The 22007-nt window shown below is 73.5% G+C and carries 14 protein-coding genes and 1 riboswitch; of the genes, 7 read left to right on the forward strand and 7 right to left on the reverse strand.

From position 1 onward, the window contains the following. Positions 1-32: 32 nt before the first annotated feature. The 3 genes from N7925_RS19000 (at position 33) to N7925_RS19010 (ending at position 3883) form a co-directional block, all read left to right on the forward strand. Positions 33-1241 carry a PP2C family protein-serine/threonine phosphatase gene (locus N7925_RS19000; RefSeq protein ID WP_265603929.1) on the forward strand — a complete coding sequence of 403 codons (1209 nt, stop codon included), beginning with the start codon at positions 33-35 and terminating at the stop codon, positions 1239-1241. Positions 1242-1563: 322 nt separating this feature from the next. Further along, positions 1564-1716: riboswitch (cyclic di-AMP (ydaO/yuaA leader) on the forward strand. 11 nt (positions 1717-1727) lie between these two features. Beyond that, entirely contained in the window at positions 1728-2759 is a 1032-nt protein-coding gene (locus N7925_RS19005; protein WP_265600740.1) for a M23 family metallopeptidase, read from the forward strand. A gap of 179 nt (positions 2760-2938) precedes the next feature. Further along, a complete protein-coding gene (locus N7925_RS19010) occupies positions 2939-3883 on the forward strand; it encodes an aldo/keto reductase (RefSeq protein ID WP_265600741.1) in 945 nt (314 codons plus the stop codon). A 54-nt stretch (positions 3884-3937) separates the two neighbouring features. Here N7925_RS19010 and N7925_RS19015 read toward each other — a convergent pair whose 3' ends face one another. From N7925_RS19015 to N7925_RS19030, 4 genes are all read right to left on the reverse strand, one after another. Beyond that, positions 3938-5482, reverse strand: coding sequence for a PrsW family intramembrane metalloprotease (locus N7925_RS19015; RefSeq protein ID WP_274344562.1), 1545 nt, complete (start codon positions 5480-5482; stop codon positions 3938-3940). Between the two features lie 73 nt (positions 5483-5555). Further along, positions 5556-6491, reverse strand: a complete 936-nt coding sequence (gene trmB / locus N7925_RS19020; protein WP_274344563.1) for a tRNA (guanosine(46)-N7)-methyltransferase TrmB — start codon at positions 6489-6491, stop codon at positions 5556-5558. Continuing rightward, positions 6484-7740: an L-2-hydroxyglutarate oxidase gene (gene lhgO / locus N7925_RS19025; RefSeq protein ID WP_265600744.1), complete on the reverse strand. Its 1257-nt coding sequence runs from the start codon at positions 7738-7740 to the stop codon at positions 6484-6486. Before lhgO ends, trmB begins: the two co-directional genes overlap by 8 nt. Positions 7741-7892: 152 nt before the next feature. Continuing rightward, entirely contained in the window at positions 7893-9482 is a 1590-nt protein-coding gene (locus N7925_RS19030) for a sporulation protein (protein WP_265600745.1), read from the reverse strand. An 853-nt stretch (positions 9483-10335) separates the two neighbouring features. On the opposite strand from N7925_RS19030, the gene N7925_RS19035 reads away from it, so the two are divergent. Continuing rightward, complete coding sequence (locus N7925_RS19035) at positions 10336-12447, forward strand: asparagine synthase-related protein (RefSeq protein WP_274344564.1); 2112 nt, start codon at positions 10336-10338, stop codon at positions 12445-12447. A 93-nt stretch (positions 12448-12540) separates the two neighbouring features. Here the strand turns inward: N7925_RS19035 and N7925_RS19040 are convergent, their stop codons facing one another. Both N7925_RS19040 and N7925_RS19045 read right to left on the reverse strand, forming a co-directional pair. After that, complete coding sequence (locus N7925_RS19040) at positions 12541-14535, reverse strand: sigma-70 family RNA polymerase sigma factor (RefSeq protein ID WP_274344565.1); 1995 nt, start codon at positions 14533-14535, stop codon at positions 12541-12543. Between the two features lie 384 nt (positions 14536-14919). Next, entirely contained in the window at positions 14920-15774 is an 855-nt protein-coding gene (locus N7925_RS19045; RefSeq protein WP_416222913.1) for a TetR/AcrR family transcriptional regulator, read from the reverse strand. A 514-nt stretch (positions 15775-16288) separates the two neighbouring features. Between N7925_RS19045 and N7925_RS19050 the strand changes: the two genes are divergently transcribed. Beyond that, the gene (locus N7925_RS19050) at positions 16289-17671 is read left to right on the forward strand and encodes an NAD(P)/FAD-dependent oxidoreductase (protein WP_274346500.1); all 1383 of its coding nucleotides are present in this window, start codon (positions 16289-16291) and stop codon (positions 17669-17671) included. Positions 17672-18017: 346 nt separating this feature from the next. Next, positions 18018-19805, forward strand: a complete 1788-nt coding sequence (locus N7925_RS19055) for an ATP-binding SpoIIE family protein phosphatase (RefSeq protein ID WP_274344566.1) — start codon at positions 18018-18020, stop codon at positions 19803-19805. A gap of 13 nt (positions 19806-19818) precedes the next feature. Here the strand turns inward: N7925_RS19055 and N7925_RS19060 are convergent, their stop codons facing one another. Beyond that, the gene (locus N7925_RS19060) at positions 19819-21273 is read right to left on the reverse strand and encodes an MFS transporter (protein WP_274346501.1); all 1455 of its coding nucleotides are present in this window, start codon (positions 21271-21273) and stop codon (positions 19819-19821) included. A gap of 165 nt (positions 21274-21438) precedes the next feature. On the opposite strand from N7925_RS19060, the gene N7925_RS19065 reads away from it, so the two are divergent. Continuing rightward, on the forward strand, positions 21439-21996 hold the full coding sequence (locus tag N7925_RS19065; RefSeq protein ID WP_265600749.1) for a MarR family winged helix-turn-helix transcriptional regulator: 558 nt from the start codon (positions 21439-21441) through the stop codon (positions 21994-21996). Positions 21997-22007 lie beyond the last annotated feature (11 nt).

Genomic DNA, 22007 nt, shown 5'->3' on the forward strand with positions numbered 1-22007 from the left:
TGGGTGGACCGGGCAGGAGTGCACAGGTGGGGATGGCCGACGAGCGGCGCAGCGGTACGACGGGGAGTTTCGACGCCGTGGGCCGGGTGGTGTTCGGGTCCCGGGAGGGTCAGCTGACGTCCGACGGGCGGCGCACGGGGCGGTTCGTCCGGCTGTTGCCGGCCCTGCTGATCCTCGGTGGGCTGGTGTTCGACTCGCTGGCTCCGCCCAACTTCACCGCGGTCCCCCTGTTCGTCGCGGCCCCGCTGATCGCCGCGCCGTTCTTCTCGAAGTCCCGGACCGTCCGTACGGGGATCGCGGCGGTCCTCTCGGTCATCGCGATGCGGCTCTCCGACGGGACGACCACCCAGGTGGTCCCGGTCATCGAGATGCTCACCGTGCTCACGGCCTCGGTGCTGGCCCTCGTCATCAACGGCGTCGTGCGGCGCGGCAACGAGCAGCTCGCCTCGGCCCGGGTCATCGCGGAGACCGCCATGCGGGCCGTGCTGCCGACCCCGGCCGAGCGGATCGGCGGACTCCAGGTGGCCGCGCGGTACGAGGCGGCCCAGGCCGACGAGTTCGTGGGCGGCGACCTGTTCGCCGTCGCGGACACCCCGTACGGCGTACGGGTGGTCGTCGGCGACGTGCGCGGCAAGGGGCTGGACGCCGTCGAGGCGGTGGCGGTGATCATCGGGGCGTTCCGGGAGGCGGCCGAGCAGGAGCGTTCGCTGGAGGGTGTCGCGCAGCGGCTGGAGCGGGCGCTGGCCCGGGAGGGGACGCGGCGGTACGGCCTTGACGCGATGGAGGGGTTCATCACCGCCGTGCTGGCCGAGATCCCGCCCGGTTCGGCCTCGTTGCGCCTCGTCAACCGCGGTCACCCCGAGCCGCTCCTGCTGCACGCCGACGGCGCCCTGGAGGTGCTGGCGCCCTCGGTGCCCGCCATGCCGCTCGGGATGGACCTGGGGGTGTGGCCGGACCGGTCCGACGAGTGGGCGATGCCCGCCGGGGCGACGCTCCTCGCCTTCACGGACGGCCTGTCCGAGGCCCGGGACCCGAACGGGGTCTTCTACGATCCCGCGGCCCGGCTGCGCGGCCGGATCTTCCCCGGCCCGGAGGAGCTGTTGTCGGCGCTGACGGACGACGTACGGCTGCACACCGGCGGGCGGACCACGGACGACATGGCGCTCATCGCGGTCGGCCGGCCGGCGGAGGGGCAGCCCGTGCCCCGGACGACGGTGAAGATCGTGGGCCGGGGGCGATGACGCCGGGCGATGACGCCCGGCGATGACGCCGGGTGATCGGGCCGGGTGATGACGGGGCATCGGAGAGGCGTCGGCGGGACGACGACAGCGTGATGACACGGTGCGTAATCAAAGGGCACCGCTCCGCATAACGTTTGACACACCGTCAGAAAAAGTGGTGTAGCTGAGTTGCGGTCAAGTCGCCCGATTGCGCCCGGTTGTCACCCGTACATCCCTGCCCTGTTCGTTAATGATCAACAGGAACAGCTTGGAATACGGCCCGTCCGTCTATTAACGTTCGATAACGCAGCGCGGTCGTCACAGCCGTCGTCAGAGACGGCGCCGCGCGCGAGCGCCGAATTCCGCAAGGGAACCGGGGAACCACCTACATGGGGTGAATCGGACGCCTGCGTCTCGTCAGAGACGGAGGGGCCCGTAGGAGACCTTCCTGCTCCGAACCCGTCAGCTAACCCGGTAGGCGAGAAGGAAGGAAAGGAGTGCGCCCACGTGGCGTCCAACAAGCCTGCCCCTGAGGCCCCGTCACCCTTCAGTGCCGACACCTTCGGTGGCGAGGAGCGCACCTGGGAGGAGTGGAACCCCACCGCGGAGTCCATCCGTCCCGTGCGCGGCAAGCACCGCGTGGCCAAGCAGCGTGGTCTCGCCCGTAGCTCCACCGTCCTCGGGGTCGGTGTCATAGCGGCTGTCGGTGCCGGCGGCATGGCCACCGCGCAGGACAAGGCGCCGGTCTCCATCTCTCTTCCCGATTCCATCGTGGACAACCTCCCCGACGCCAAGTCCCTTCCCGGCGTCGGGTCTTTGATGTCCGACGAGGCGGAGCCCGCCCCGGTCGCCGCGACCGCGCCGCTCACCACCGCCGGCCTCACCACCGCCGAGGCCGAGCAGGGCACCGGCGCCGGCGAGGCGCTGCGCGCCCGGATCCTCCAGCAGGCCGAGCAGCAGCAGGCCAGCGCCGACGCCGAGGCCAAGGCCGCCGCCGAGAAGGCAGCGGCCGAGAGCGCCGCCGCCGAGGCCAAGAAGCAGCAGGACGACGCCGAGGCCGCGGCCGCCGCGAAGAAGAAGGCGGCCAAGGAAGCGGCGGAGAAGAAGAAGGAGGCCGAGCGGCTCGCCAAGCTCGCCGCCAGCTTCTCCCTCCCCGCCTTCTCGTACACGATCACCTCGACCTACGGTCAGTCCGGCGCGCTCTGGTCCTCGGGCCAGCACACCGGTCTCGACTTCGCCGGGTCGGCCGGTGCGCCGCTCAAGGCCGTGCACAGCGGCACGATCACGTCCGCCGGCTACTCCGGTTCGTACGGCTACCGCACGGTCCTCGAACTCGAGGACGGCACGGAGATCTGGTACGCCCACCAGTCCTCGATCGAGGTCTCCGTCGGCCAGAAGGTCACCACCGGCCAGACCATCGGCCGCATGGGCGACAGCGGCAACGTCACCGGCGTCCACCTCCACCTGGAGGTCCGCACCGCGGGCGGTTCCGCGATGGACCCGATGGCCTGGCTCAACAGCAAGGGCCTGAACGTCTGACCTTCCCGGCCCGAGGCTTCTGACCTTCCGACCCCGCGACCGGCGTCCTTCGTCGCCGCCCCGCAACCCCGGCAGCCCTGACGCACACCCCCCGACGTCAGGGCTGCCGGTCTGTCCGGGGACGGTACGGCCGGCGGGCGACGGAATACCGTCCCCGCCCCGGCCCGTTGAACATCCACATGACTTCTCCGCGCACTCTCGGCAGCTCCGACCTCCAGGTCTTCCCCCTCGCCCTCGGCGGCAACGTCTTCGGCTGGACGGCGGACGAGGACCAGTCCTTCGCCGTCCTGGACGCGTACGTCGCGGCCGGCGGCAACTTCATCGACACCGCCGACGCGTACTCAGCCTGGGTCGAGGGCAACGAGGGCGGTGAGTCGGAGACCGTCATCGGCAAGTGGCTCGCCTCCCGCTCCAACCGGTCCGACGTCGTCGTCGCCACCAAGGCCGGCGCCCACCCCGAGCACCGGGGCCTGGCCGCCGGCACCCTCAAGGGCGCGGCCGAGGCATCGCTGCGCCGCCTCGGCACCGACCACATCGACCTCTACTACACGCACTTCGACGACGAGACCGTCCCGGTCGAGGAGATCATCACCGCGCTCGACCAGCTGGTGAAGGAGGGCAAGGTGCGGCACATTGCCGCCTCCAACATCAGCCCCGAGCGCCTGCGGGCCTCCCTCGACTTCTCCGAGCGCGAGGGCCTCGCCCGGTACGTCGCGCTCCAGCCGCACTACAACCTGGTCTCCCGCGACACCTACGAGGGCGACCTCCAGGACACCGCGGCCCGCGCCGGCCTCGCCGCCGTCCCGTACTACGCGCTGGCTTCCGGCTTCCTCACCGGCAAGTACCGCCCCGGTACGACCGTGGAGAGCGCCCGCTCCGCGAAGGCGGGCGGCCACCTGGAGTCGGAGCAGGGCCTCAAGGTGCTCGCCGCCCTCGACCGGGTCGCCGGGGAACGGGGCGCCGAGATCGCCACGGTCGCCCTCGCCTGGCTCGCCGCACAGCCGACCGTCGCCGCTCCGATCGCCTCCGCCCGTACGGTCGAACAGCTCCCCGCCCTCGTCGCGGTCGCCGACCTGCGGCTGACCGACGGCGAACTCGCCCTGCTCACCGAGGCATCGGCCTGACGGAGCCGGACGCCGCCGCCGTTCGCGGACGCCGAGCTGTTGCTGTTGCTGTGGCTACGTCGGCGGGCGGCGGTGGCTGGGGGGTGTGCCGCCATACGGCTGGGGCGGCGGGTAGGAGCCGGGGCCGTATCCCGGTGTGGGCCCGGGCGCCTGCCCGTATCCGGGCGTGTGGCCGGGGCTGTACCCGTACCCGTACCCGTACCCGTACCCGTACCCGTACCCGTACCCGTACCCGTTTCCGTTTCCGTTTCCGTTTCCGTACGGCGGCGGCATGGGGTGGCCGTGGTGGCCGTGGCGTGGGCGGGCCGTCAGGCGGGCCGCATGGGTGAGGGCCGGGGCCGCGAACTCCCGGCGCTGCCAGAGGTGGTGCAGCAACTCCCGCTCCCGGGCGCCGAAGTCCGGGCCCACCGCGCCGTGGCGGGCCCGGCGGCGCAGCCCCGCCAGGGAGGTCGCGAACGACTCGTACTCCGCGACCGCGCGGGCCGCCGCCCGGCCCCGCGTCCGGTCCGGCTGCCAGTGGCGGGCCAGGTCGCGGGCCATGCCCCGGGCCCGCATGGAGGAGAGCGCCGACGGCTCGGCGGGGGTGAGCCAGCCGGCCGCCGCATAGGCGGGCAGCTCGGCCGCGAGGGTGCGCAGCTCCCGCTGGCGCGACCAGATCGCCAGCCAGGTCACCAGGCCGAATGCCGGGACCATGACGATCCCGTACACCGCGTAGAAGCCGTACGGGCCGAAGGACGACGAACCGTTCCACAGGGCGTGCAGGCCCATCGCCAGGAGCAGCCCCAGCACCGGCAGGGCGATCCGGCGGACCCGGTGACGGCGGGCGCTGACGGCCGCGAAGCCGAAGCCGAGGCCGGTCAGGACCGTGAACAGGGGGTGCGCGAACGGCGACATCACGATCCGCACGAAGAACGTCCCGGCCGTCACCGAGGCGAACCCGGAGCTGCCCAGCTGCTGGTCCTCGCCGAAGGCGTTGCCCAGATAGAGGATGTTCTCGGTGAACGCGAAGCCCGTCGCGGTGAATCCGGCGACGACGACACCGTCCACCACCCCGCTGAACTCCCGTCTGCGGAAGAGGAAGATCAGCAGCACGGCCGCCGCCTTCGCGCTCTCCTCGACCACGGGGGCGATCACCGTCGCCCCCAGGGTGTCGGCGCTCGCCGGATCGGCCGTCGCGGTGGCTATCCAGCGCGTCGCGAACGAGTTGGCGATGATCGCGACGAGCGCGGCGGCGCACGCGCCCCAGGCGAAGGAGAAGATCAGATTCCGCCAGGGGCCCGGCTCGACCCGGTCCAGCCAGCGGAACGCCGCCATCAGCAGAGGGACCGGCAGCACCGCCAGACCGAGGCCGACCAGGAACCCCTCCGGGCCGGTCTGTTCGCGGACGAGGGCGAGGATCACCAGCCCGCACAGCACGAGCGCCACGATGACGGCCCCGGCGCGGAACACCTTGCTGCGCCACACCATGCCGACGCGGCGCGGCCGATAACGCGCTCGGCCGCGCTCCGGCGCGGCCCCCAGGACCTCGTCGAGCCGCTGCTCATGGAGGACCGGGACGGCGGGTCGCGCCTGCTGATGCTGCACGGAGGGGTCGGACACCTCTCGACCCTAACGAGGAGCACCGACACCCGGCGACGGCGCGTCCGGCCGGGACGCGGCCGCACACGGTGTGTCAGACGCGGGCGAACAGCAGGTCGTGGACGAGGTGCCCCTTGTCCAGGCCCTGTCCCTCGAAGCGGGTGAGCGGCCGGAACGCGGGGCGCGGGGCGTATCCGCCGTCGGCCGCGGTGTTCGCGAAGCGGGGGTGCGCGGTGAGCACCTCCAGCATCTGCTCGGCGTACGGCTCCCAGTCGGTGGCGCAGTGGACGACGGCGCCGGGCTTCAGCACCGGGGCCACCAGGTCCAGGAACTCGGGCTGGATCAGGCGCCGCTTGTGGTGCCGGGCCTTGGGCCAGGGGTCGGGGAAGTAGACCCGCAGGCCGTCGAGCGACTCGGGGGCCAGCATCTCGCGCAGCAGGATGACCGCGTCGCCGTTGGCCACCCGTACGTTGGTCGAGTCGGCCTTGTCCGCGAGGCCCAGCAGATTGCCCTGGCCCGGGGTGTGGACGTCGACCGCGAGGATGCCGGTGCCCGGGTCGTCGGCCGCCATCTGCGCGGTGGCCTCGCCCATGCCGAAGCCGATCTCCAGGACGACGGGCAGACCGTCGAAGAGGTCGGCCAGGTCCAGGACCCGCTGCCCGTCGATGTCCAGGCCCCACTTCGGCCACAGGCGCTCCAGGGCGTCCTGCTGGCCGGTCGTGACGCGGCTGCGGCGCGGCTGGAAGCTGCGGATCCGGCGCTCGTGGTGCGAACCGGCGGGGTCGGCGGCGGGGCCGCCGGGGAAGCGGGGCTCCTGGCGCAGTCGGCGCGCGCGCTCGAAGGAGGCGGCCCGCAGCGCGGCGGCTTCGTCGGCCGTGACGTCGGTCGCGGCGTCGGCGAGCGCGTCGGCCGCCGTGGAGCCGGTCGCCGTGGAGCCGGTCGGCACGGTGCCGGCGGGCGCCGTGCCGGGCGCGTCGTCGTCGGGGGCTTCGGCGGGGGTGGGGGTGGGGTTCAAGGGCTGCTCAGACACAATGACCGGATTCTACGGCGGGCGGCTTCCACCCCGCCCCCTGAGCCCGGCGCAGCGCGAGCCGTGCCACCTCCCGGCCGATGGGCAGGCACGCCGTCGCGGCGGGCGACGGGGCGTTGAGCACGTGCACGGTGTGCGGGGCCTCGCGGATCAGGAAGTCGTCGACCAGCGTGCCGTCCTTCAGCACCGCCTGGGCCCGGACCCCGGCGGGCGACGGGCGCAGGTCGTCCTCGGTGACGGCGGGCAGCAGCCGCTGGACGGCCCGGGTGAAGGCGGACCGGGACAGCGAGCGGTGCACCTCGCCCGCCCCGTACCGCCAGTGTCTGCGGGCGATGTGCCAGGTGCCCGGCCAGCTCAGCGTGGACAGCAGTTCGGCGGGGCGGACCTGCGGCCAGGTGTATCCCTCGCGGGCCAGGGCGGGGACCGCGTTCGGCCCGACGTGGACGGAGCCGTCGAAGCCCCGGGTGAGGTGGACGCCGAGGAAGGGGAACGCCGGGTCCGGCACCGGGTAGACCAGGCCGCGCACCAGCTCGGGGCGGGCCAGCGCGTAGTACTCGCCGCGGAACGGCACGATCCGCACCCCCGGATCGTCCCCGGCGAGGCGAGCCACCCGGTCGCTGTGGAGGCCCGCGCAGTTGACCAGCACCCTGGACCGGACGACCGTGCCGTCCGCCGTGCGCACCGCGACGCCCCAGGGGCGCCGGTCTATCGCGGTGACCTCCGCGCCGTACCGCACGATGGAACCGGCGGCGGTGACCTCGGCGGCGAAGCGCCGGGCGACGGCCGTGAAGTCGCAGACGCCCGTCGTGCCGACCCGGATCGCCGCGAGGCCCCGGACCTCCGGCTCGTACTCCGCGATCTGGGCGGGGCCCAGCTCCCGCACGGGCAGTCCGTGCTCGCGGCCGCGCTGCACCAGGCCGTGCAGCCGGGGCAGCTCGGAGCGCTCGGTGGCGACGATCAGCTTGCCGGTGGTGGCGTGGGCGATGGAGTGCTCGGCGCAGAAGTCCGCCAGCTCGGCGGAGCCGCGCAGCGCGTACCGGGCCTTGAGGGAGCCGGGGCGGTAGTAGATGCCGCTGTGGATCACGCCGCTGTTGCGGCCGGTCTGATGGCGGGCGGGGCCGTGCTCCTTCTCCAGGACCGTCACTCTGGTGCCCGGCGCGGACCGTAGAAGCGCATACGCGGTCGACAGACCGACGATCCCGCCGCCGATCACCAGCACATCGCAGTCGTACGCCGCGTGCGTCATCATCACGCCACCTCCCACCCCGATAGTGCACTGACCCACTGACAACCGGCTCAAACCCCAGCCGGGCAGGGCGTGGCGCACACTCCGCCCGGCGGAGCCCCGCCGGGCGACTTCCGTCGCCCGGCTCATCCCGGCTCGGCCCGTTTCGGCCCTGCTCAGCCCGGGGTGACCAGCAGCGGGCGGGCCCGCTCCCGCAGCTCCGCGACGCGGGGCTCGTCCCCGTACGGCTCCAGGCGGTGCAGCAGATCGCGCACGTACTCCGTGGTGCGGGCCGAGGAGATCCGGCCGGCGACCTCCACCGCCCGGGTGCCCGCCGCGCAGGCCGCGTCCAGATTGCCCGACTCCAGCTCGGCGACGGCGGAGACGACGAGCCGCAGTCCGTGGCTGCGGACGAACTCCTCGGTCGGCCGGGACAGCGCCTGCTCGGTGAAGCGCCGCGCCTGGCGTGGGGCCTTCAGGTCCCGGTAGCACTCGGCGGCGTCGGCGGCGAACCGGTCGTAGCCGTAGAAGCCGAGCCAGGGCGGGTCGGAGTCGCCCGCCCGGGACCGCTCCAGCCAGCTCTCCGCGCCCTTGAGCGCGGCCCCCGCGGCCGGTGCGTCGCCGGCCTTCGCGTGGGCCCGGGCCTCCACCAGCCGGAAGAAGCTCATGGTGCGGGCGGTGGCGAGACCGCGGTTGCGCTCGACGGCGGCCTGGGCGAGGTCGACCCCCTCGTCGGCGAAGCCCCGGTAGGTCGCCTGGAGGGACATCGAGGCGAGGACATAGCCGCCGAGCGGGACGTCGGCGGCGGCCCGGGCCAGGCGCAGGGCCTGGATGTAGTAGCGCTGGGCCGCCTCCTGCTGGCCGGTGTCGAAGGCCATCCAGCCGGCCAGCCGGGTCAGCTCGGCCGACGCGCCGAACAGGGCCCGTCCGACCTCGTCGGTGTACGAGCCGAGGAGCAGCGGTGCGGCGTCGACGCGTAAGCACTCGGGAACCATGGAGGAGCGCCAGTCGCCGCCGCCGTACTTGGAGTCCCAGCGCCGGGCGTCCTGCGCCGCCTCGCGCAGCTTCGACACGTCGCTGTGCCCGACCCGCAGCGGTGAGGCGTCCGCCACGGCCTCCGGGCCGGGCTGGAGCGGGACGGAGCCCGCCGCGCCGGGGGTGGAGCCGCCGGTGTGGAGGATGTGTGCGCCCCGGGCGTCCGGCGCGGCTCCCGGTCCACGTGCGCCGGCCCCGCCGGGGCTCCCGGATCCGCCGCCGCGTGCTCCCAGGATGGCGGCCTGCGCCGCCGTCGGGTCCCGGGCCACCGACGGATCGGCGGGGGTTATCAGCCAGCGCGAGGCGGGCGTCGCGTAGGCGCTCACGGAGAACGATCCCGCCAGGGACTGCCAGATCCCGCCGCCGCCCCGCCGCCCGGCCAGATCCAGCCGGTACAGCTCGGTCGCCGACCGGACCGCCTCGCCCACGTCCCGGGGGAAGGCGAGGCCGACCTCCGGGGCCGGGTCCGCGTCGGCGAGGCCGATCTCGTGCAGGGGGACCGGCCGGCCGAGCTTGGCCCCGATCGCCGCCGCGATGAGATGCGGCGCCGCGCCCTGCGGCACCATTCCCTTGGCGACCCACCGGGCCACCGAGGTCTTGTCGTAGCGAAGTGTCAGACCGCGCTGTGCTCCGAGGTCGTTGACCCGCCGGGCGAGCCCGGCGTTACTGATTCCCGCGAGGGCGAGAACCGTGCCGAGCTTCTCGTTCGGCCCGCGTTGCTCCCTGGACATGCGCCACCCCTCGACACACAGACAGCCGCCGCGTCACCGAGGACGGCGCGCGGCATTCGTACCGATGCCTCCCCAGGTTCGAACCTCCGTACTCCGCCTGCACACGCATGTGGCCGAGCCCCGAGGAATATGCCCCCTGCTGAGAACACCAGTAAACACAGCGTAGTTCTCCCTATCCCTACCGTTAAGGGGCAGACGTCCGGATGGCGGGATTGTTGTCCGTGCGGGTGGTCCGGGCCGCCCGGGCGGCGGCGCGCGGGCCGGGGTGCGGCGTGCTCCCGGCGTGTGGCCGTGCGCCCGGCTGTGCGCTCTGGCCCGCCGATGGCCGGAAGGCTTGTCTGGGACCTGCGTGGGTCGGCCCGCTGCACTGGACTCAGTGGGCTGGGGGAAACCGCCGCTCCATTCCCCGCGGGCGGTGGACCGGTCCGGGAGGTGAGGCCCACCTCCCGGACTGTGCGTGGAAGGGTCCGCCGGGGGGCGCGGCACGACATGCGCGCAGGGTGGCGCTTCGAGAGAATGGCCGAATAGCGACGGTCCGGTGAGGGTCTGGCCAACGGTCCGACTATGGCCGGATACCGGCGCTGTTTCCGGGCGGCGCCGGCCCCTCCCCTTCCGCGGGGGGCGGGCCGGGGCGGCTCGGAGGCCGGACGGGCCCGCCTCCGCAACTCCCGGAACCGACGCTTCCGTTACTGTCGTCCCGGTGAAGACCGCGCCGGGCCTTTGCCAGGGGCGCATGCTCTTCCGGTGTGCGCCGCCCGTACACCCTCCCCTGCGGCATTGTCGTGGCAGCATGTCCCGCAGCGGCGCTTCGCTCGTCAAGTGCGCCGTTTGTCCACAGCCTGTGGAGGCGGCGATGCGTTGGTTGGTGGGATGGAGCAGTATCGCCGCGAGCTTCGGCACCGTCGGCGCTGTCGGAAACGGCGGAGAGGGGCGCACGGTTCACCCCGTGGGCTCCCAACTCCTTTGGGGAGACCCGGATCCGCTGTGGGCGGTCGGCGACTGGCGGCCCGACGAGATCCGCGTCATCGGCGTCGCGACCCCCGAGGGGGCGCCCACCGCCCGCCTCGCGGTCCTCGGCTGCTGCGGCGCCACCGACGAGCAGCTGCGCGTCGGGCTGCTCGCCGCACGCGGCGGCGCGATGCGCCATCTCACCGCCTGGCCCGGTAGTTACACCGCCGTCGTGCAGATCGGCCGCCGCATCACCGTCGCGGGCGACCTGGCCGGAGCCCGTCCCGTCTTCCACACCCCCTGGGCCAACGGCACCGCCTTCGCCACCGCCGCCCTGCCGCTCGCCGACCTCATCGAGGCCCAGCTCGACATCGGGCACCTCGCCGCCCTGCTCGCCTGCCCGGAGACCCCCGAGGCCCTCGGCGACGGCACGCCCTACGTGGGCGTGAAGCGGGTCCCGCCGGGCCACGCGCTCATCCTGCGGGAGGGCTCGCGGGAGATCACCGGCTACGAGGCCGTCGCCTCGCTCGCCGTCGCCGCACACCAGGCCGACCCGGTGCACGCCGTGGAGGGCGTACGGGACGCGCTCGTCGAAGCCGTACGCGCCCGGCTCACGGCCCCGCGCCACGCGCCGGAATCCCAGCCGCCGGACCCGGGGCCCGTCCCCGGCATGGGCCCCGCCGACCGGCGCGCGGCCCGGGGCGGACCCGTGGCGGGCATCGGCGCCGACCTCTCCGGAGGCAGCGCCTCCGCCACCCTCGCCCTGCTCGCCTCCGGACTGCCCGGGCTCCCCGGCACCCTCCTCGGCCACGGCACCGGCGCGGGGGAGCGGTTGCTCGCCGTCACCTTCAACGACCTCACCACCCGTGGCGACGAGGACGAGCTGGAGCGCGCCCGCGCCATCGCCGCCAACCCGCGCCTGCACCACGTCGTCGTCGCGGCGGGAGAAGAGGCCCTGCCGTACGCCTCGTTGGAGGTCGGCGCGCTCACCGACGAACCGGCCCCCTCGCTCGTCCTCGCCGAACGTCACCGCCGCCGGCTCTCCGCGGGCAGCGCCGACCACCTCGTCGGGCACGGGGCCCGACAGGTCCTGGACGCCCACCCGGCCCGTCTCGCCGACCTCCTGATGGACCGGCGCAGACGCCATCTGCTGCGCCCCGTCGCCGCCCTCACCAAGGCCGAAGGTCCCACGGCGCACTCCCTGTTCGTCCCGCTGACCGTCTACCGGGCCGCCCGCCGCCTGGCCCGTACGTCGTACCGCACCGGCCTGGAGTCCGCCGCCGGACTCCTCCCCGACGCCAACCGTTACGCCCCCGACCTCGCCACCCCCGCCGACGCCTCGCTCGCCGCCCTCGCCTGGTCGCGCCCGGGGCCGGCGGCGCGCTGGCTGACGGGGGAGGCGCTGGCCGAAGTATCGGTTCGTCTCCAGGAGGCGGCGATCCGGCCCGCCTCCGTCCAGCGCCCCGGGGAGGCCCGGGCCCGCGCCGCCCTCGCCCGGGGGGCCGCAGACCACCGGATCCTGGAACAGGCCGCGGAGATCCGCAGCCAGCGGCTGCACGCCCCGTTCCTCGACAACCAGGTCGTGCGGGCGGCCCGCGCCCTGCCCGAGTCGCTGCGCGTCCAGCCCGGCGCACGGGCCGCGATCCTGCGCCGGGTGCTCGGCGGGGCGGGCATCCACGATCTGCCGCCCGGCTGGGGCACGCCGTCCCAGGCGACCTCCACCGCCGTCACCCGCACCGGTCTGCGCATCGCGCTGCCGGAGCTGATGGCCCTCTTCGACGCTCCGCTGCTGGCCGACGCGGGCCTGGTCGAGGCCAGGGTGGTCCGCAAGGCCCTGCGCGCCGCCTCCGAGGGCGAGCCGCTGCCCCTGGACGGCCTGGCGGACCTGGCCTCCACCGAACTGTGGCTGCGCCGTCTGGTGACCCGCCGCGGCACCTGCTGGACGGGGACCGCCGCTCCGCGCCAGCGCGCGGTCGCCGGCGGTGTGACCCCGGCCCGGCGCACCCTCCAACCCTGACCGGAACGGGCTCCGGGCCTGGCCGGAAAGCGACGCCGGGGAGCCCGGTCGGGAAGCCCGGCATGGAAGCCCGGGCGGGACATGCCGTACGGCTCAGGCGCAGCTGATCCGGGACTCCGCCCAGTCGGCAAGGGCCACCCCGCCGAACGGCGTCTCCGGCTCCACCACGAGGCGGATCGAGGACTGGCCGGCGATGCTCACGCTCACCGGGGCGGCCGGATCGCCGCCCTCCATCACCGGGGAGCGCCACAGCCGGGCCCCGTCTCCGTCGAACACGGAGAAGCGCACCGCGCCGAGCCCCATGGTCAGGTCGTCCACGCCGACCATGGCCTCGTAACGCGTGCACGCTCGGTTCAGCTGGATGGTCACCGAGGAGCGGGCGTGCACGGTCACCCCGTGCGCGTAACGGGTGGAGGCGATGGACACGTTCGAACGCTGCCAGATCCAACTGCTCTGCCCCATTACGACCTCCGGCTCGCTCCGGTCGCCGAACAGGGAGTGCGCCAGCTCGCTGACCTGGTACACCTCCGGGGCGGGCGGGGGCGGCGTGGGTTTCGGCGGCTTCGGCGTCGGCTTCGGGGGTGGTTTCGGGGACGGCGGTGGGCTCGGCGCCGGGGGCGCGGGCCTCGGCGGCGGCTCGGGGGAGGGCGTGGGGCTCGGCGTCGGCTCCGGGGCCGGCTCGGGCGGGGCCGGCGCCGGGGGCGCGGGTGGCGCGGGGGCGGCCGGAGGCTTCGGAGCCGGCTTCGAGGGCGGCGGGGGAGGCGGTGTGGGCACGGCGGGCGCCGCGACCGGCGGCTTCGCGACCGGCTTGGGCTCCGGCTTCGGCTGGTCGTCACCGACGAGCGCCCACACCAGACCGGCCGCGGCGGCCACCGCCACGGCGGCGGCGATCCCCGCTTTGGCCGGGGCGCCAAGCCCCTCGGAGACCGCGGCGCCCCCGGCGGCCCCACCGACGGAGCCGGACCCGGTGGCCGCCGCGGCGGCTCCCGCCCCGGCGGCCCCGGCCGCGCCGCCGGCCACGACGCCCGCGGCCTTGAGTGCGTACCCGGCGGCGAACCAACCGATGACCGCGACGGGCAGCAGCGCCGGAATCCCGGCGTTCACGTGGTCCAGCTCGCCCGCCGCCATCCGGCACTTGGCGCAGGCGTCGAGGTGCTTGCGCAGCCCGCGCTCGGCCCGGGTCCGGAGCCCGCCCCGGGCGTGGGCGCCGAGCCGGTCGGCGTACTGCGCGCACTCCCCGCCTGTGGTGAGCGCCTGGCTGACGTGGGCCTGGAGGTAGGCCTGCTTGAGCCCTTCGCGGGCGCGGCTCGCCAGGACGGCGGTGGCGTTGGCGGTGAGGCCGAACAGCGGGGCGATCTCGCTCGGCGACTCCTCCTCCACCGTGGTGTGCCACAAAACCGCCTGCCAGCGCTCCGGGAGGCTCCGGAAGGCCTGCATGGCCATCGTCTGCTCGGCTTCGTGCATCGCGAGGACGTCGGCGCCGAGGTCGAGGGTGTCGTCGTCGGAGAGCTCGGAGGAACGGGAGGCCTGGGCGGCGAACACCGCGAAGTCGTCGACCAGATGCTCACGCTTCGCGCTCTTCGTCCAGGCGGCGGCGACATGGCGGACGGCGGTCATCAGATAGGCCCGGACCGCTTCCGTCGGCCCTTTTCCGCCCCGTACGGCCTGGAGCGTGCGGGCGAACACCTCGGCCGTCAGGTCGTCGGCGGTGTGCGCGTCCCGGCAGCAACTGCGGGCGTAGCGCGCGACGGCGGCCGCATGCCGCCGGAACAGCTCCTCGTAGGCCTGGTCGTCGCCGGCGCGCATGTCCTCGATCAACCGGGCGTCGGACACTCCGAGTTCGGGTGCTCCGCCGCGGCCCGCGCGCTGCTGCGGAACCGCGTGGGCGCCGGCCGCGCCGGAGGCGTCCTCCTCGGCGACGGCGGGCCACGGGCCGGGCAGTACGGTGCCACCCCCGGCCGTCTCGTCCGACGAGCCGCGTACGGCCTGGGCCGGCACCTGACCGCCGGACGGCCCGTCCGCTTTCGTGTGCTTGTCGGCCGCTGCGATCTCGCCGAGCGGCTCTTCCTGCTGCTCGTTACCGCTCATCGCGGAAGCCCCCGTATGCACCCTCGGACTCGAATACCGGCCAAGACTGCCACATGGCTCAATCGCGCTGGCCCCTCAGTCCCGCCAACCACTCATCCGGGGCGTTTTCTCGAATGCGAGTACTAGAGGCCCTGCTTTCGGGGAATGACTCTCCGCGGATCCGTCCCCCGGAACCCGCTCAGCGGCCACCTCACGGGCGGCACGCCGCCCGTGCCCGTCCGCCTCGCCCGGCATACGGGCGGAGCGGACGGAACAGCGGATGCGGGACGACCGCAGCCCGGGACGACCGTTGCCCGAACGACCGCCGCCCGGGACGACTGATAACGACCGCCGCCCGGGACGACTGATGCGGAACGCGTGGGGCCGCGGGCGGGCGGCCGGACGTCACGCCGGGCGTGACCTCAGCCCCTCCAGCAGGATGTCCAGCAACCGGGTCGAAGCCGCGGCCTGCTGAGCGGCGTCCGGCAGCGAAGGAGCCGCCGTGGCGATGACCAGCAGCACATCGGCCACCGTCACGTCCCGGCGCAGCTCACCCGATTCCCGCGCCCGGTCGACCAGCCGCCCCACGACCTCCAGCAGCTCGACCGCGCCGGTGTCCTCACCGAGGCCGTCGAACCCGTCGGCGCCCCCGGAGCGCCGGCCGGCGACGCGGAAGCCGTCCTGGCCCACTCCCTGCCGCTGCTGCGGAACGCGGGTCTCGTCCACCGCGCCCGGAGCCGACGCCGCCCCGGAAGCCGCCGGCACACCCGGCTCCTCCCCGTCGACGCCGACCCGCAGCACGTGCGGCGGCAGCAGCCTGCCCGCGCCCGACGCCACGGACGTACGCAGAAAGCGGGAGAGCGCCGACCAGGGCTTCTCCTCCTGCCCCAGCGCCGTACGCGCCTGCTCGGTCAGCCGGGAGGTCTCCTCCTCGGCTATCCGGCGCACCAGCACGTCCTTGCTCGGGAACCGCCGGTAGACGGTGCCCACGCCGACGCGCGCGCGACGCGCCACGTCCTCCATCGGGGCGCCGTAACCCAGCTCCCCGAACACCTCGCGAGCCGCCCGCAGCACATGCTCCAGATTCCGCTGCGCGTCGACGCGCAGCGGAGCCGAGCGCGGCGCGCTCGCGGTCCCCGCCGCTCCCATCGTCGCCATTCCCGACGTCGTCGCCCCGCTCGGGGCGTGTCCCGCAGCGGCCGAACCCATCGCCGCGGCACTCACCGCCGCCGCGGAACGAACGGCGTCCGCCGAGCTCATGACGCCGAGCGCACCCACGGAGCCGAGGCGCCCTTGGTCCTCGGACGCGCGAGAGAGCGCAGCCTGGCCATGCTTATCCTGAATATGCATAACTTCCCCCGGTTATGACGTCTCCCCCCGGAGACTTCCCGCCGTTTCGGTCGGGGAGCGGAGCACAACGAAATCCGCACCCGACACCCCGACGGGTTACGAACATAGTTGAGCCTGCGTCAATTCAGAAGGGGGTAGTTCCGCATGGAGCGCCCCCCGATCGGACCAAGATCCGATCCACACCGGAACATCGCCCCTCCACTCGCCCCGTGCGCACTGCCTGACCTGCACGGCTGTCGCCCCTCACCGTTCCCGCGCCCCAGGTGCCGTCGGAGAACCTCCGGTCACACAATTTGCCGGGCCTGTGGACAAACCACTGACTCCGTTGCGTCATGGGGTGGTGATGGCTCCAGATTCCCGGGGGACGACCCCCGGCACCCGGCCAGGTGTACGCATTCTCGTCGTCGGCGGCGGCTACGTCGGGATGTACACAGCGCTGCGTCTCCAACGGAAGTTGAAGCAGAGACTGAGGAGCGGCGACGCCGAGATCGTGGTCGTCACGCCCGAGCCGTACATGACCTACCAGCCCTTCCTCCCCGAAGCGGCGGCCGGCTCGATCTCGCCGCGCCATGTGGTCGTGCCGCTGCGCCGCGTCCTGAACGACTGCACGATCGTCATCGGCGAGGCCCAGCGCGTCGACCACGCCAAACGGACCGCGACCGTCACCACCCTCGCCACCGGTGAGGACGGCACCGGAGCGCTGGAGATCGCGTACGACGAGATCGTCATCGCCCCCGGGTCCGTCTCGCGCACCCTGCCCGTCCCCGGCCTCGCCGAATTCGGCATCGGTTTCAAGACGGTCGAGGAGGCCATCGGGCTGCGCAACCACGTCATCGAACAGATGGACATCGCCTCCGCGACCCGCGACCCCGCGATCCGCGACGCCGCTCTCACCTTCGTCTTCGTCGGCGGCGGCTACGCGGGCGTGGAGGCGCTGGCCGAACTGGAGGACATGGCCCGCTACACGGCGCGGTACTACCACAACATCAAGCCGGCCGACCTGAGATGGATCCTGGTCGAGGCCTCCGGGCGCATCCTTCCCGAGGTCGGCGAGGCCATGGGCACGTACGCCATCGGGGAGCTGCGCGGCCGGAACATCGACGTACGCCTCGAAACCCGCCTCGACACCTGCGAGGACCGCGTCGCCGTCCTCAGCGACGGCTCCCGCTTCCCCACGCGCACCCTCGTGTGGACCGCGGGAGTCAAACCGGCCCCGCTGCTGGCCGCCACCGACCTGCCCCTCACCGAACGCGGCCGGCTCCGCTGCACCGCCACCCTCGGCGTCGAGGACATGCCACACGCCTGGGCAGCCGGCGACGCCGCGGCCGTACCCGACCTGACCGCATCCGAACCGGGCCGCGAGACCGCCCCCAACGCCCAGCACGCGGTGCGCCAGGCGAAGGTCCTCGCCGACAACGTCCTCGCCTCGATCGACGGCCGGCCGCTCGAGGAGTACCGGCACGCGTACGTGGGATCGGTCGCCTCCCTCGGCCTGCACAAGGGCGTCGCCCACGTCTACGGCCGCAAGCTCAAGGGCTACCCCGCCTGGCTGATGCACCGTGCGTACCACCTCAGCCGGGTCCCGACGTTCAACCGGAAGGCACGCGTCCTTGCCGAATGGACCCTGTCCGGACTCTTCAAACGCGAGATCGTCTCCCTCGGTTCGCTGGAGCACCCCCGCGCCGAGTTCGAACTCGCGGCGGGCGGCGGCTCCGGCACCCCGGGCTTCCCGCCCCTCGGCCGCCCGAAGGGGCCCGGAGAACCGCCGGACGACCGCCGGGCGGACGCCCCCCGGACGGACAGCTGACGGACAGCCGGAAGGACGGCCCTCGCGCGGCCCCGCCGGATCGGCCGACGAAGCCCCGGCCGCGCATCCGGCCGACGTCGGCACCGGACCGATCGAGGGTCGGAACGTCGCCGGCGCGGCGACTGTCAGTACGGTCGGTCACACTGGACGTGTGACCATAGGTGGGGCCACACCTGCACAGAGTGACCCGGTCGGCAGTGACCAACAGTGACCAGCAGCGACGCACCAACAGAACGACGAGGCCCGGCTGCGCCTTCCCGGGGGTACGGCCCCCGGTGCCCCCGAACACGGCAGAAGAAGCAGCCCGCCCGAGCGGACCAGACCGACACACGAGGCCAGAAATACCGTGAACTTCACGCGTTGGAGCGCCCGCCTTCCCGGAACGCAGCGCCGAGCCGCCGCACGGGACGACCGTAGTTCCGTGCCGGCGGCCCGAGCCGAGTACGCCCGGACGGACGGCTCGCCCGCCCTGCCCGACGACGCCTCCCCGGCGCCTTCCGGTCCCGCCTCGACGGAGGCCCTCCCCGGGCCCGCCCTCGATGACCTCTCCGCCCGCGAGATCCTCGGCCGGCTCCCCGCCCCCGTCGCCCTGCTGCACGGCCCGGACCACCGCATCGCCTACGTCAACGACGCGTACGAGACGGCGTTCGGCCCCCGCCCGTGCGGCGTTCCCGCGGCCGAGGCCATGCCCGAGCTCGCCCAGCTCAGCGTGGTCCCGCTGCTCGACCAGGTCCTGCGCAGCGGCACCGCCCGTACGGTCAAGTCCCGCAGGACCGCCGAGGGCGGTTCGTACACCGTGACCTGCACCCCCGTCGCCGCCTGGGGCAGCGCGGAGGACGAGGGGGACAGGGGAAGCAAGGCAGACAAGGCAGAAAAGGGAGACAAGGGAGACAAGGCGGAAAAGGGAGGCGACAAGAGCGAGGGCAGGACCGACCGCAAGAGCGAAGGCGGCGTCCTCGTGTACGCCGCCGACGTCACCGACCACGCCGAAGCCGCCGAACGCCTGCGGACCAGCGAGCGCCGCCACCGCGAAACGGCCGTCACCCTCCAGCGCTCCCTCCTTCCGCAGGAGCTGGAACAGCCCGACGACCTCCGGATCGCCGCCACCTACCAGCCCGGCGGAACCGACGCCGCGGTGGGCGGCGACTGGTACGACGTCATCACCCTCGGCGCGGGCCGCACGGCCCTGGTCATCGGCGACGTGATGGGCCGCGGTGTCCGGGCCGCCGCCGTGATGGGCCAGCTCCGCACCGCCGTCCGCGCCTACGCCCGGCTCGACCTCCCGCCGCACGAGGTGATCCAGCTGATGGACGGCCTCGCCGCCGAGATCGACGCCAGCCAGATCGCGACCTGCGTCTACGCCGTCCACGATCCGAACGAGGGGCAGCTCGTCTACGCCTCCGCCGGGCACCTCCCGATCCTCGTCTGCGACGAGGACGGCACCGTCCACCGCGCCGCCGACCCCACCGGCCCCCCGCTCGGCACCGGCGGCTGGGTCCACACCTCGGGCACCATCGCGCTGCCGCCCGGCTCCACCGCCGTCCTTTATACGGACGGCCTGGTCGAACGGCGCAGCGAGGACATCGACGAGGGCGTCGCCTCGCTGGCCCGCGCCCTCTCCGGCGCCAAGGGTTCACCGCAAGTGGTCTGCGACCGGCTGATCCGCTCCCTCGGCGTGACCGCCGAGCACGACGACGACGTGGCGGTCCTGGTGGTCCAGCACCCCGCCCGTACGGGACCGAACGCGGAGCTGTTCCACAACGCCGCACTCGATCTCCTCGGCGGCATCGAGGCAGCCCCGCGGGCCCGCGCCTTCGCCACCGGCGTCCTGACCTCCTGGCGCTTCCCCGTCGAACTCCGCGACCTGGGCGTCCTCGCCACCAGCGAACTGGTCGCGAACTCCCTCCAGCACGGCAGCCCGCCGATGCGCCTGGGACTGCGCCGTACGGACCGCCGGCTGATCATCGAGGTCACCGACGGCGACGACCACCTGCCGCGCCGCCGCCAGGCCGAACCGGCGGACGAGGCGGGGCGCGGCATCTCGATCATCGCCTCGATCGCCACCTCGTGGGGCAGCCGGCGCACGCCGGGCGGCGGCAAGGCGGTCTGGTGCGAGTTCGCCCTGCCGCGGTGAGCAGATCGCTCCCTCAGTGAGCGGCGGGCGCGGACACCGGGGCGGAAACCGAGGGCGCCCCCGATCCGGTGGTTCCGGACCCGCTGATGGCGGACCCGGTGGATGCGGATCCGGTGGATGCGGATCCGGTGGATGCGGACCCGGTGGTCGCGGATCCGGTGGTCGCGGATCCGGTGGTCGTGGTCTCCGCGCCGTCTCCGCCCTCGGGCAGTGACACCGCCACCACCCGCGACGGGACGCCGGCCAGCGACGGCTGGTCCTGTACGGGGGTGAGCCGGCGCCCCAGCCGCAGGGCGAGCCAGGTGATGCCCAGCGAGAACAGCACGAACGTCACGATGTACGGGCCGTGCAGCGACGCACCCATCGGCCCGCCGACGGCCGGACCGACCGCGAGCGCGAGCTGCTTGCACAGGGCGAACGCCGAGTTGTACTGCCCGACCATCGACTCCGGCGCCAGATCGGCGACCAGCGGGGCGACGGTCGGCGAGAGCATCGCCTCACCCAGCCCGAAGAGCGCGTACGTCGTGATGAACGCGGCCGTCGCCATGGTCTGGCTGCCGTGGCCCAGCCCCGCGTACCCCGCCACGATCCAGGCGAACGCCCAGATCAGGCCGACCGCGGCGATGACCCGGCTGCGCCGCCGCCGCTCCACCAGCCGCAGCACGACGAACTGCGCCACGACGATGACCGCGGTGTTGGCGGCCAGCGCGAAGCCGAGGGTGGAGGGCTCGATCCCGGCGGCCTCCGTGCCGTACGCGGCCAGGCCGGACTCGAACTGCCCGTAGCAGGCGAAGAACAGCACGAACCCCAGCACACACAGCTGCACCATGGCCCGGTGTGAGAGCAGCGCCCGCAGGCCACCACCCTTCGCGGCGGAACCGTCCGCAGGGCGGGCCCCGCCGAGCGAGGCCGGACGGGGCATCCGCACGGTCGTCACCACGACGCCGAGCACCACGAACATCACGGCCTCGATCAGGAACAGCATCGTGAAGCTCGACGGACGGTCCACGTCCACCAGCTGCCCGCCGACGAGCCCGCCGAGGCCGAGCCCCAGGTTCTGCAGGAAGAACTGCGTGGCGAAGGCCCGCGTACGGGTCGCGGCGCTGGAGCACCACACGAGCATCGTGGCGAGGGCCGGCTGCATGACCGCGGTGCCCGCGCCCAGGACAGCGGCGGACAGCACCGCCGCCGGAACACTGCTCGCGAACCCCAGGGCCGCCGCGCCCACGGAGGCCAGAACGGAGGCCACCACCAGCACGGGCAACGGGCCCCGCCGGTCGATGGCCCGCCCGGTGAACGGCAGAACGGCCAGCGCTGCCATCGCGAAGGCTGCCAGGACGACTCCCGCCGTCCCGGCGCCCAGATCCCGTACCTGCGCCACGTAGACGTACAGATACGGGACGGTGAACCCGAGCCCGAACGCGCTCAGCGCGCTGCCCAGCTGGATCCGCCGCAGCGCTGCGCCCATCTCCCTGGTCACACTCACCTACCTCAAGAACTCGAAGGCCTCGATCGCGGAGCGTCGAGACCTGGCACGAAGAAATCAGACTCGAAGACTTTAGCACTAAAGTTAGAAGGTGAAAACTACAGAGTGAAGGACTTCAGGGGGTGGGGGCGTGCCATACTGCCCGCCATGTCCGAGAGCACCGAGGAGCCCGGCCCCAGCGAGCCGAGCCTCGACGAACAGATCGCCGCTTACCAGCGCGAGTTCCGCGACCTCGACCCTCAGGTCGAACAGGTCGTCTCCGCGCTGGGCCGACTGAACCGCCGGATGAACGTCGCGTACGGGAGACAAGTCGCCGCGCTCGGCATCAGCAACGCCGAGTGGGAGGTCCTCAAGACTCTGGTCCTGGCCGGCGCTCCCTACCGTCTGGGACCGGGCGAACTGGCGAAGCGCCTCGGCCTCACCCCGGCCGCCATGACGCACCGCATCGACCGGATGGCCGGCGAGGGCCTGGTCACCCGCGACCGCGACGAGAACAACCGGGTCCGCGTCATCGTCGAGCTGACCGACGAGGGCCGAACGAAGTGGCTCGAGGCAATGCGCATGGCGAGCGACTTCGAGGAGGACCTCCTCCAGGACCTCTCCGGCAATGAGCGCGGTGTCCTCGGCGAGCTGCTGGTCCGCCTCCTGCGCCGCGTGGAGCACGCCCAGCCGGACGCCGGCGGTCGGCTCACCGACCTGGACTGAACGGCCAGGAA

Source organism: Streptomyces sp. CA-278952, assembly GCF_028747205.1.
In the GTDB taxonomy this organism is placed as follows: Bacteria; Actinomycetota; Actinomycetes; order Streptomycetales; family Streptomycetaceae; genus Streptomyces.

Coding starts and splice junctions, on each gene's coding strand:
- N7925_RS19035 (WP_274344564.1), top strand. CDS start 10,336: ATGCGTTGGTTGGTGGGATGGAGCAGTATCGCCGCGAGCTTCGGCACC.
- N7925_RS19060 (WP_274346501.1), bottom strand. CDS start 21,273: ATGGGCGCAGCGCTGCGGCGGATCCAGCTGGGCAGCGCGCTGAGCGCG.
- lhgO (WP_265600744.1), bottom strand. CDS start 7,740: ATGATGACGCACGCGGCGTACGACTGCGATGTGCTGGTGATCGGCGGC.
- N7925_RS19010 (WP_265600741.1), top strand. CDS start 2,939: ATGACTTCTCCGCGCACTCTCGGCAGCTCCGACCTCCAGGTCTTCCCC.
- N7925_RS19000 (WP_265603929.1), top strand. CDS start 33: ATGGCCGACGAGCGGCGCAGCGGTACGACGGGGAGTTTCGACGCCGTG.
- N7925_RS19040 (WP_274344565.1), bottom strand. CDS start 14,535: ATGAGCGGTAACGAGCAGCAGGAAGAGCCGCTCGGCGAGATCGCAGCG.
- N7925_RS19065 (WP_265600749.1), top strand. CDS start 21,439: ATGTCCGAGAGCACCGAGGAGCCCGGCCCCAGCGAGCCGAGCCTCGAC.
- N7925_RS19030 (WP_265600745.1), bottom strand. CDS start 9,482: ATGTCCAGGGAGCAACGCGGGCCGAACGAGAAGCTCGGCACGGTTCTC.
- N7925_RS19045 (WP_416222913.1), bottom strand. CDS start 15,774: ATGAGCTCGGCGGACGCCGTTCGTTCCGCGGCGGCGGTGAGTGCCGCG.
- N7925_RS19050 (WP_274346500.1), top strand. CDS start 16,289: ATGTACACAGCGCTGCGTCTCCAACGGAAGTTGAAGCAGAGACTGAGG.